Source organism: Mycobacterium sp. (assembly GCF_040398885.1).
Taxonomy (GTDB): domain Bacteria; phylum Actinomycetota; class Actinomycetes; order Mycobacteriales; family Mycobacteriaceae; genus Mycobacterium.
On sequence record NZ_JBBATF010000109.1, the window covers coordinates 1 to 10,430 of the forward strand.

11 protein-coding genes are annotated in these 10,430 nt (G+C 69.9%); 6 read left to right on the top strand and 5 right to left on the bottom strand.

Annotated elements, in window-relative coordinates:
• From ADBZ5U_RS11025 to ADBZ5U_RS11035, 3 genes are all read left to right on the top strand, one after another.
• On the top strand, positions 1 to 3,951 hold a 3,951-nt coding region (locus tag ADBZ5U_RS11025), incomplete at its 5' end, for a glycoside hydrolase family 38 N-terminal domain-containing protein (protein ID WP_526265330.1).
• Positions 3,948 to 4,532: a DUF7158 domain-containing protein gene (locus ADBZ5U_RS11030; protein WP_526265332.1), complete on the top strand. Its 585-nt coding sequence runs from the start codon at positions 3,948 to 3,950 to the stop codon at positions 4,530 to 4,532. The genes ADBZ5U_RS11025 and ADBZ5U_RS11030, both read left to right, overlap by 4 nt.
• Before the next feature lies 1 nt (position 4,533).
• Positions 4,534 to 5,454: an ROK family protein gene (locus ADBZ5U_RS11035; RefSeq protein ID WP_526265334.1), complete on the top strand. Its 921-nt coding sequence runs from the start codon at positions 4,534 to 4,536 to the stop codon at positions 5,452 to 5,454.
• Positions 5,455 to 5,610: 156 nt separating this feature from the next.
• Here ADBZ5U_RS11035 and ADBZ5U_RS11040 read toward each other — a convergent pair whose 3' ends face one another.
• From ADBZ5U_RS11040 to ADBZ5U_RS11060, 5 genes are all read right to left on the bottom strand, one after another.
• Positions 5,611 to 5,985: a potassium transporter gene (locus tag ADBZ5U_RS11040; RefSeq protein WP_526265336.1), complete on the bottom strand. Its 375-nt coding sequence runs from the start codon at positions 5,983 to 5,985 to the stop codon at positions 5,611 to 5,613.
• Positions 5,986 to 6,033: 48 nt separating this feature from the next.
• Complete coding sequence (locus tag ADBZ5U_RS11045; protein ID WP_526265338.1) at positions 6,034 to 6,579, bottom strand: capsid assembly scaffolding protein Gp46 family protein; 546 nt, start codon at positions 6,577 to 6,579, stop codon at positions 6,034 to 6,036.
• A 167-nt stretch (positions 6,580 to 6,746) separates the two neighbouring features.
• Positions 6,747 to 7,013, bottom strand: a complete 267-nt coding sequence (locus tag ADBZ5U_RS11050) for a hypothetical protein (protein ID WP_526265340.1) — start codon at positions 7,011 to 7,013, stop codon at positions 6,747 to 6,749.
• The gene (locus tag ADBZ5U_RS11055; protein WP_526265342.1) at positions 7,014 to 8,213 is read right to left on the bottom strand and encodes a VG15 protein; all 1,200 of its coding nucleotides are present in this window, start codon (positions 8,211 to 8,213) and stop codon (positions 7,014 to 7,016) included. It abuts the gene before it with no gap.
• Between the two features lie 6 nt (positions 8,214 to 8,219).
• A complete protein-coding gene (locus ADBZ5U_RS11060) occupies positions 8,220 to 8,771 on the bottom strand; it encodes a phage portal protein (protein ID WP_526265344.1) in 552 nt (183 codons plus the stop codon).
• 326 nt (positions 8,772 to 9,097) lie between these two features.
• Here ADBZ5U_RS11060 and rplJ point away from each other — a divergent pair, with 326 nt between their 5' ends.
• The 3 genes from rplJ to ADBZ5U_RS11075 form a co-directional block, all read left to right on the top strand.
• Complete coding sequence (gene rplJ / locus ADBZ5U_RS11065; RefSeq protein WP_526265346.1) at positions 9,098 to 9,622, top strand: 50S ribosomal protein L10; 525 nt, start codon at positions 9,098 to 9,100, stop codon at positions 9,620 to 9,622.
• Between the two features lie 45 nt (positions 9,623 to 9,667).
• Positions 9,668 to 10,054: a 50S ribosomal protein L7/L12 gene (rplL, locus tag ADBZ5U_RS11070; RefSeq protein WP_526265348.1), complete on the top strand. Its 387-nt coding sequence runs from the start codon at positions 9,668 to 9,670 to the stop codon at positions 10,052 to 10,054.
• A 156-nt stretch (positions 10,055 to 10,210) separates the two neighbouring features.
• The coding region (locus ADBZ5U_RS11075) for an ATP-binding cassette domain-containing protein (RefSeq protein WP_526265350.1) at positions 10,211 to 10,430 on the top strand (220 nt) is incomplete at its 3' end.

Consider the following 10,430-nt stretch of genomic DNA (forward strand, 5'->3'; position numbering starts at 1 on the left):
ATGCACATGATCAGCCACTTCCACTACGACCCGGTGTGGTGGAACACCCAGGGCGCCTACACCAGCGTGTGGACCGAGGAACCGCCGGGGGCGTGCAAGCAGAACAACGCCTTCGCCCTGGTTGCCGCGCACCTGGAGATGGCCCGGCGCGACCCGGACTACAAGTTCGTGCTGGCCGAGGTCGACTACCTCAAGCCCTATTTCGACGTCCACCCCGAGGATCGCGCCGACCTGCTGCGGTTCATCGGTGGCGGGCGGGTGGAGGTGATGGGCGGCACCTACAACGAACCCAACACCAACCTCACCGGCGCGGAGAGCACCATCCGGAACTTCGTGCACGGCATCGGGTTTCAGCGCGACGTCCTGGGCGCCGATCCGGCGACCGCCTGGCAACTGGACGTGTTCGGCCACGATCCGCAGTTTCCGGGGATGGCCGCCGGCGCCGGCCTGACGTCGAGCAGTTGGGCGCGCGGCCCGCACCATCAGTGGGGGCCCATGGCAGGCGGCGGTGACCCGCGGCGAATGCAGTTCCGCAGCGAGTTCGAGTGGATCGCGCCGTCGGGGGTGGGACTGCTGACCCACTACATGCCGGCGCACTACGCGGCCGGTTGGTGGATGGACTCCTCGACCTCGCTGGCCGAGGCCGAGCACGCCACCTACGAACTGTTCCGTGAACTGAAGTCGGTGGCGCTGACCCGCAACGTGCTGCTGCCGGTCGGCACCGACTACACCCCGCCGAATGCCTGGGTCACCGAGATCCACCGCGACTGGAACGCCCGCTACACCTGGCCGCGGTTCGTCTGCGCGGTGCCCGGGGAGTTCTTCGCCGCGGTGCGCGCCGAACTGGCCGGCCGGGCCGCCTCCCCGCAGACCCGGGACATGAACCCGATCTACACCGGCAAGGACGTCTCCTACATCGACACCAAGCAGGCCAACCGGGCCGCCGAGGACGCGTTGCTCGGCGCCGAACGCTTCGCGGTGTTCGCCGCCCTGCTCGGCGGCGCCCGCTACCCGGAGGCGGCGCTGGCCAAGGCGTGGGTGCAACTGGCCTGGGGCGCGCACCACGACGCCATCACCGGCAGCGAGTCCGACCAGGTTTACCTGGACCTGCTCACCGGGTGGCGCGACGCGTGGGAACTGGGCCGCGCCGCCCGCGACAACGCGCTGGCCGTGCTGTCGAGCGCGGTGGACGCCGGGGTCTCCTCTTTCGTGGTCTGGAATCCGTTGGCGCACAGTCGCTCCGACATCGTCACCGTCCGGTTCGACCAGCCGGTCCGCGGCAACGTCGTGGTGCTCGACGCCGCCGGGGGCGAGCATCCGGCGCTGGTCGAGGACGACGGCCATTCGGTGAGCTGGCGGGCCGACGACGTGGGCTCGCTGGGCTGGCGCACCTACCGGGTCGTCGAGGGCACCACCCCCTCTGGGTGGGTGAAGGTCGACGGTGTGGAGATCGCCAACGACTTCCACCGCCTGCGGGTCGACCCGGCCCGCGGCGGCGGGGTGGTGTCGTTGGTGGAGACCGGCAGCGGCCGCGACCTGATCGCCGAGGGCGCCGTGGGCAACGAACTGGCCGTCTACGAGGAATACCCGGCCCACCCGGAGGCCGGCGAGGGGCCGTGGCATCTGCTGCCCACCGGGCCGCTGGAACGCTCCTCGTCCTCGCCGGCGACGGTGCAGGCCTACCGCGGCCCACTGGGCGAACGAATCGTGGTGCGGGGCGATGTCGGTGGTCAGTTGCGTTACACCCAGACCGTCACACTGTGGCACGGCATCGACCGGGTGGACTGCCGCACCACCGTCGACGACTTCACCGGCGCGGACCGACTGGTGCGATTGCGCTGGCCCTGCCCCGTACCCGGGGCGCTGCCGGTCAGTGAGGTCGGCGACGCGGTCGTGGGCCGGGGCTTCGGGCTGATGCACGACCACTCCTCCGGCGAGGACCGCGCGGTCGACTCCGCGAAACACCCTTGGACACTGGACAATCCGGCGCACGGATGGTTCGGGCTGTCCTCCTGCGCGCGGATCCGGGTGGGCGAGCCGACACGTCCGGGCGCTGAACGACGTGAAGAGCCCGGTCAGGTCAGGTCGGTGTCCGTCGCCGAGGTGATCGCCCCGGTCGAAGCCGACGCCGACGCCCGCGACCTGATGGTCGCCCTGGTGCGCGCCGGGGTGACCGCCACCTGCAGTGCCGCCGACCGTCCGCGCTACGGCCACCTCGAGGTCGACTCCAACCTGCCCGACGCCCGCATCGCCCTGGGCGGCCCGGATGACAACGCCTTCACCGCCGCGGTCCTGGCCGCGGCCGACCCCGCCTACGCCGGTGAGGTGAAACGTCAACTGGCCGGGGGCCGGGCGATGGTCTTCGTGCCGGCGGCCGAGGCGTTGGACAGCGTCTGGGTGCCCGACGCCGACCTGCGCGGTGTGCTGGACCTGCCCGTGCTGATCGTCGCCGGCGACGGGGCCGTGCAGGCCGTGGTGTGCGACCTCGGCGACGCCGAGATCGCCGTCGCGCAGGAAATCCCCGCCGAATGCGGCCGGTTCGAACCGCGCACCGTCGCACTGATCAACCGGGGTGTGCCCGGGTTCGCCGTCGAACGCGACGGCACCCTGCACGCCTCGCTGATGCGGTCCTGCACCGGTTGGCCGTCCGGGGTGTGGATCGACCCGCCGCAGCGCAGGGCGCCGGACGGTTCGAACTTCCAGTTGCAGCACTGGAGCCACACCTTCGACTTCGCGCTCGTCTCCGGGGCGGGGGACTGGCGCGATATCGGAATGCCCTCGCGCAGCGCGGAATTCAACCATCCGCTGATCGGCGTCGCGGTCACCGGCGGGAACGCCGGGCTGCCGGCGGACGGGTCCCTGCTGACCGTCGAACCCGCCGGGACGGTGGCACTCGGGGCGCTCAAGGCGGCCGGCAACCCGACGGCGACCGGCAGCGCCGCCGTCGTCGACCCCGCGAACGTCACCGTCCGCCTCGTCGAGACGGTGGGCCGGGCGGCCGACGCGCACATCACCACCTCAGTCGGCGAGGTCACCGGCATCGCCGCCGCCGACCTGCTCGAGGCCCCCCGGCTCGACAGCGACCCGCTGAACCTGCACGGCTACCAGATCGCCACCCTGGCAACGCATTTCGACGTCGACAAGGTCATCGACGCCACCGGCCGGCAGCTGGCGCCCGACGCCGAACCCGCCCAACCGCTCTACGCCCGCTACTGGCTGCACAACCGCGGACCCGCACCGCTGGGCGGGTTGCCCGCCGTGGCGCACCTGCACCCCGAGACGGTGACCGCCGGGCCCGGGGAGACCGTGCGGCTGCGGCTGACCGTGGCCGGCGACTGCAGCGACGCCGCCGTCACCGGCGCGGTGCGGCTTCGGTATCCCAGCGGCTGGGCCGAAGCCGGGCAGGACCCGGCCGCCCGGATGTGGGCGCCCGGCCGGCACGGAGAGAGAACCTTCGAGTTGCCGCCGCGCGGCCACCGCGAGGCCGCGATCGCCGTCCGGGTCCCCGCGGACGCCGGACCGGGCCACTACCCGGTGCGCGCGGAACTGACGCTCTCCGGTGACGTCCCGCCCGCCTGGCGCCAGCGCGTCGAGGACGTCTGCGTCATCACCGTGGGCGACCCCGGCGAGGACCTGGTGCGACTTCTCGACCCGCAGCCCGCCGACATCGTCGTCGACCGTGGAAAGACCGCCCGGCTGAGCGCCACCGTGGCCGGCGGCGCGAGCGCCGACCTCGACCTGGAGGCGCACCTCATCAGCCCGTGGGGAACCTGGGAGTGGATCGGGCCGGCGTCCCTGGGCGCCGTGCTGCCCGCGCGGTCCACCGTCGAGGTCGGTTTCGACATCGCACCGCCGCCCTGGGCGACCCCGGGCCGGTGGTGGGCGCTGATCCGGATCGGCTGCGCGGGGCGGCTGCTCTACTCTCCGGCAGTGTCGGTGACGGTCCGATGAGTCTTGCTGCGACGGTGGCCGGTTCGCCGGTGCCGGTGTCCGAAGTCGACGCCCGCGAAGCCGTCCTGCGTTCCTCCCCGCAGGCCGCCGCGCTGCCTCGGCCGGGCACCAGCGAGGGCCGGCAACTGCGGCGCTGGCTCACCCAACTGCTGGTGACCGAACGGGTGGTGGCCACCGAGGCCGCCGCCCTCGGGGTGGCGGTCACCGGCGCCACCCCCACCGAAGAGGATCTGCTGCCCGACCTCACCGCGCGCCTGGAGATCGGCAGCATCGCCGCCGGCGCACTGGCCGACCCGCTGGCCCGGGCGGTGTTCGCGCGGGTCACCGCCGGCGTCGACGTCGACCCCGGCGCCGCCGCCGACTACCACCGCCGCAACCCGCGCCGCTTCGCCCGGGGCGAGGAACCCGCGCCGGACTTCGATCAGGTGGCCGGCGCCATCGCGGCCATGCTGCGCGGCGCCGCGCGCCGGCGGGCGTTCCGGATCTGGCTCGACCAGCGCCGCGCCGCCCTGGTCCGGCTCGCGCCCGGCTACGAGCACCCCGGCGACCCCCGCCAACCCGACAACACCCACAGGCACTGACATGAGCGTTCTCTCCCTGGACATCGGCGGCACCAAGATCGCCGCTGGCATCGTCGACGCGAATGGCGAAGTGCTGCAACAGAATCGGCAACCGACACCGCGCAGCGACGACCCGGACGAGGTCTGGGCCGCCGCCGAGCGGGTCATCGCCGAGGCCCTCGCCGCCGCCGGCGGAACGGTCGGCGGGGTGGGCATCTCCTCGGCCGGGCCCATCAACGTGCCCGACGGGGCCATCAGCCCGGTGAACATCCCCGCCTGGCGGGGTTTCCCGGTCCGTGACCGGGTGGCCGCCGCGGTGCCCGGGGTTCCGGTCCGGTTGGCCGGCGACGGACTGTGCATGGCCCTCGGCGAGCACTGGCGCGGCGCCGGGCAGGGCGCGGCATTCATGCTCGGCATGGTGGTGTCCACCGGCATCGGCGGCGGCCTGGTTCTCGACGGGGTGCCCTACGCCGGCCGCACCGGCAACGCCGGCCACGTCGGGCACACGGTCGTCGACTTCGACGGGCCGCCGTGCGCTTGCGGCGGGCACGGCTGCGTGGAAGCCATCGCCAGCGGGCCGCGCCTGGTGGCCTGGGCCCGCGAACAGGGCTGGGCCGGCGACGACGCAAGGGCACTGGCCGAGGCCGCGGCGGCGGGCGACGCCGTCGCCGGTCGGTCCTTCCGCCGCGGCGCGCGGGCCGTCGCGGCGATGATCGCGTCGGTGGCCGCGGTCTGCGACCTGGACCTGGTGGTCATCGGCGGGGGAGTGGCCAACGCCGGCCCGGTGCTGTTCGATCCGTTGCGCGAGGCGCTGAAGGACTACGCGGCGCTGGACTTCACCCGCGGCCTGCGGGTGGTGCCCGCCGAACTCGGCGGGGCCGCCGGCCTGGTCGGGGCCGCCGCCCTCCTCCGCGCCCCCCTCTCCTCCGGCGAGCAGACGTAAACGTCCCCGACACGCCGCGGATTCGGGGACGTCGGGAACCGCGTAGTTCGGCAGCCACCGCGCCAGAGTCGCCTTCTGCCGTTCCACGTCCTCCACGGCCGCCCGGGCGAACCCGGTCAGATCGGCAGGTGTGATCAGATCAGTCCACAGCATGATTTAGGCCTCCAGCACGAACAGGCCGCTGGTCTTCGCCGAAGCGGTGACCGTGGACGGCAACTTGGACAGGATGATGCGGCCATGCCACACACCGGGGAACGTCACATTCCCGGCGCCGGCAGCCACCGCGGTGTCGGTGAGGATGAACCCCGCCAGCACATCGGTGCCACCTGAACCGGCCGCGTTGTAGGGCACCGCCAGACCGGAGACAACCGCGAACGGCTCCCCGGACTTGATGACGCCACTGGTGGTCTTGGCCGTCCAGGCTGTGGGGTCCAGGGTGGCCGATCGGGCGGTGTCGGTGCCGTGCCGCGAACCGAGCCAAGACTGGTCGCCTGCACCGACAGACTCGCTGCGAATTCCGAGCTGAGTCATGGTGTCACTCCTTTCAAGAGTGTTGTGCAGGCGGCCCGCCTGCGAGGGTTACTTGTGTTGGGCCGCGTAACGTTCGCGGCCGGCCGAGATCGACCCGCCGCGGCCCTGCGAGGGCACCCCCTGCTGGGGATTGGGTTGAGGGCCCGGCCGCTGCGCCACCAGGGGCAGCAACTCGTCGATCTCGGTGTCCAGCTCTTCAGCTGTAGTGCCGACCAGTTTCTTCGCCAGCACCGGCGGCAGGCCCTTGGCCGCGGCGCGGTCGATGCGCAGTTGCGCCGTTACCGCGGCGGCGGCGGCCTGCTCGGCTTTCTCCCGGGCCGCGGTTTCAGCGGCCAGGTGTTCCTGCAATTTCTGCAGTTCGGTCTTCTCGCCGTCGCGGATGCGGGCCAACTCGGCGCTATCGGCCTTCAGCTGGTCGTAATCCGCGTACTGCTCGGCGCTCTTGTTCTTCTCCCGCGCGAGGCGCTGGCCGATGATCTTGTCCAGGGCCTCCTGGGACGTGATCGCCTCGAACTGCTTCTCGCCGCCATCCCCCACCGCGGGGGTGACGATGGTGTCGGCCGGCTGGCCTTCCGCCGGGGTGATACCAGACATGTGTTCTCCCGTAGCTCGTCAGCAACTACCGACCACTTGATGCGCTGGTCGTCCACGCCAACCCCCTGGAACAGGGGTGAAGAATTTTTCGCACCTCCGAGGGCGCATACGAAAGAACCCCGGAGCGATCAGCTCAGGGGTCCTACGTTCTCCGGTACCGCCCAGGTCTAGGCGGATGGAACTTTAATTAGTTCATCTCGGATTAAATCGGCGTACTTATGCCAGATTTGCGCGCCATCTATCAACTGCTCGATCCTGACGCGTAGCTCAGATGGCAAGGGCGAATTTGCTGTAATCAGAGTGGCTAGACCCTCAAAAATCGCAAGTTCCCATTCGCCTAAGGCCAAATTCTCGTTGACCATGGGGCTCTGTACCGGCAATGAATCCCGCAGATCGCTGGCCAACCGCTTGCCATCTACCAGGATTGTTGTCACCTACTCGATGGTACGGGTCAGGTCTTCGATATTCAATGGAACCGGGTCGCGCAGGCCGGTCTCCGGGTTGTTGTAGGTGACACCGTTTCCGCTTAGAGGATGTGCGGTCAGCACATGCCACCATCCACTCTTTTCCGATACTCGCATCAACACAATCTTGAAGACGACCTCGTCGTAGAGCGCTCTGATGTAGACGACTCGATCGCTCTTTCCCGGCCAAAGTGTGCGTTGGGTGGCTCGGTCCCACAAGCCTGCTTCAATCGGACCCTCAACTGAGTTGCCCCATCGGTCGGGGAACTCGCGTTTGTCTGGCACTCGGGAGTTGTAACGATGCCCGGCCAGTATGTGCTGGAGATCTGCCTCGTCAAGGGCCAGCACATCCGACGGCCTCAACGGTGCAGGATCTCCGTTATACATGTCCGGGTAGCGGTCTTCCGGCGAGCCCATCACCGGCGGGATGCTACGCGGCGGCTTGGGTGGCCCACTTCCGCCAGGAGCTGCTGCGGGCGGTGCCCCCTCGACCCTCTTGGCCGCTGGTCTCGGCGCCTTGGCCTTTGGCCGTCCCGCGTCCATCGCCTGCGCGATCTGCCCTGGCGTGGACGCACCGGCCTTGCGGGCGGCCTTGTAGTCCTTCTCCCACTGCGCGACGTACGGGGCGGGCTCGTAGTTGCCGTCCCGGTCGGGCACAGCGATGCAGTGGCAGCCGTTGTGGCTACGTTTCGCGGTGGCCGCGCCGCGGTAGACAGTGCCGCGGGTAGCCAGCATGCGGCAGAACCCGCACGCGTTGGCCGAAGCGTGGCGCGCCCACCGCACGTCCTCGCGGGCGGCGTTGCCGACGATCGTCGTCCGGGAATGCTCGAACAGAAACCGGGCGGATGCCCCCGACAGCGCCGTCCGCGGAACCGATTGCAGCATCGCCCACCGCGCGGAGGCCGCCAACCGCGCCTGGGGTGTCGGGTCTGCCGGCTTCGCGATGAAACCCGGCGTACCGCCGGGCTGGTCCTCGTAGTAGGTCGCCGAAAGGTCCCCCACCGCGCCGAGGTAGCGATCCATCAGTTCCGGGTAGGCGGCGCTGATGTAGGTCAGCACCTCGCGCTGTGTCCGGTCGACCACCGCGGCGACGAGCCGGTCGAGTTTGATGTCGAGGTCCGCCGCAAGCTTGACAAGCAGGAGCTGGAACTCGTCGACGGCGACCGCCACGGCCGGCTATTGCCCTCCCACGGCCTGCGCCACCGCATCGGCGGGCGGGGCCGGCACACTGGCCTGCGGCGGGCTCGCCGTCAACTGGTCGACCAGCGACTTCGCACCGCCGCGGCGCCGGTCCCGCTCAAGCTGCTGCTGTTCCTGCGGCGACAGGCCGAGACGGTCATAGGTGACCGTCGAGTCCGGCGGCAGCACCCCGATCGGGATCAACTTCGACGCCTCATCGGCGGCCGCGGCCCGCGTCGGGGTGGAAGCGTCACGCCACTTCACCCCCACCTCACGGAAGACCTGCGGATCGACGCCGCCATCGCGCAGCAGCAACGCCAGGTAGGCGACCTCCCGCCACGCCAGGCCGAAACTCTTCTGCCGCCGCTCGGCACGCTTGACCAGCCGGTACTCCTGCTGGCGGATCGAATCCGCGCTCGACGGGTTATCCGTCACGAAACCCAGGTACGGCGCCGGGATACCGGACTCCGCGGCCAGCAACTGCGAATAGGCCTTGATCTGCTCGATGTAGGGCGTCGGCGGCGCCGGCCGGAACTCATGCAACTTCACATCGACCGGATCTCCGTTGACGTTTACGTCTGCTCGCGGGGAAGGGCGGGGGGAAGGGCGGGGGGAAGGGCGCGGGGAAGGACGGGCGGATTTGGGGCGGCGGGCGCGCCCGAGGTACCCTTTCCCGGTTCCACCGAAGACCGTTGGTCACCGATGAGCGCTTGCGCGAAGAGAGCAAGCGGCTAATCGGTTGAAGGTCCCGGATTTCCGGGCGGCCCACGCAGGAGGACGAGGCATCCGTACGTCTGTGCGCGCCCCGACCGTCTGCGTCGGGGCGTTCGTCTTTTCCGGGCCGGCCGACGGTCGCCAACCCGAGGAGGCAATGCATGGCCAAGCCTGAGAAGGCCACCGCGGTCGCCGAGATCACCGAGCAGTTCAAGTCCTCGACGGCCACCGTGGTCACCGAGTACCGCGGTCTGTCCGTGGCCAACCTGGCCGAACTGCGCCGCTCGCTGAGCGGCACCGCCACCTACACCGTCGCCAAGAACACCCTCGTCAAGCGGGCCGCGGCGGAAGCGGGCATCGAGGGCCTCGACGAACTGTTCGCCGGACCGACCGCGATCGCGTTCGTCAGCGGCGAGGCCGTTGACGCGGCGAAGGCGATCAAGAAGTTCGCCAAGGAGCACAAGGCGCTCATCATCAAGGGCGGCTACATGGACGGCCACCCGCTGACCGTCGCCGAGGTCGAGACCATCGCCGACCTGGACTCGCGCGAGGTGCTGCTGGCCAAGTTGGCGGGCGCCATGAAGGGCAACCTGTCCAAGGCGGCCGGGCTGTTCAACGCTCCCGCATCGCAGATGGCCCGCCTGGCCGCCGCGCTGCAGGAGAAGAAATCCGGCGAAGCCGCGTAACCGACGACAACCCAAAAACCCATAAACCACGGAAGGACCACAACCATGGCAAAGATTTCCACCGACGACCTGCTCGACGCGTTCAAGGAGATGACCCTCCTGGAGCTCTCGGAGTTCGTGAAGAAGTTCGAAGAGGTCTTCGAGGTCACCGCGGCCGCCCCGGTCGCCGTGGCCGCCGCCCCCGGCGCCGGCGGCGCTGCCGAGGCCGTCGAGGAGCAGGACGAGTTCGACGTCATCCTCGAGGCCGCCGGCGACAAGAAGATCGGCGTCATCAAGGTCGTCCGCGAGATCGTCTCGGGCCTGGGCCTCAAGGAGGCCAAGGACCTCGTCGACGGCGCTCCCAAGCCGTTGCTCGAGAAGGTCAAGAAGGAGGCCGCCGAGGACGCCAAGGCCAAGCTCGAGGCCGCCGGCGCGACGGTCAGCGTCAAGTAGCGAACCGCCGCTTCGATCCAGCGAAATCCCCTGCGAACCGCCCGGTTCGCGGGGGATTCGTTGCTGGTGGGACAAACGTGATGCAGCCCACCACCGTGCGATACAGTGACGCTGAGCACAGGTGTGTTGCGGTGTTTCCCCGGGAAGGGTTTTTGCATGGGCGTTCAAATCGACGTCGAGAACCTCAGCAAGTCGTTCGGCTCCTCGAAGATCTGGGAGGACGTGACGCTGACGATCCCCTCCGGAGAGCTCAGCGTCATCCTGGGCCCGTCGGGCACCGGCAAGTCGGTGTTCCTCAAGTCGCTCATCGGCCTGCTCCGACCGGAGCGCGGCAAGATCATCATCGACGGCACCGACATCATCCAGTGCTCGGCCA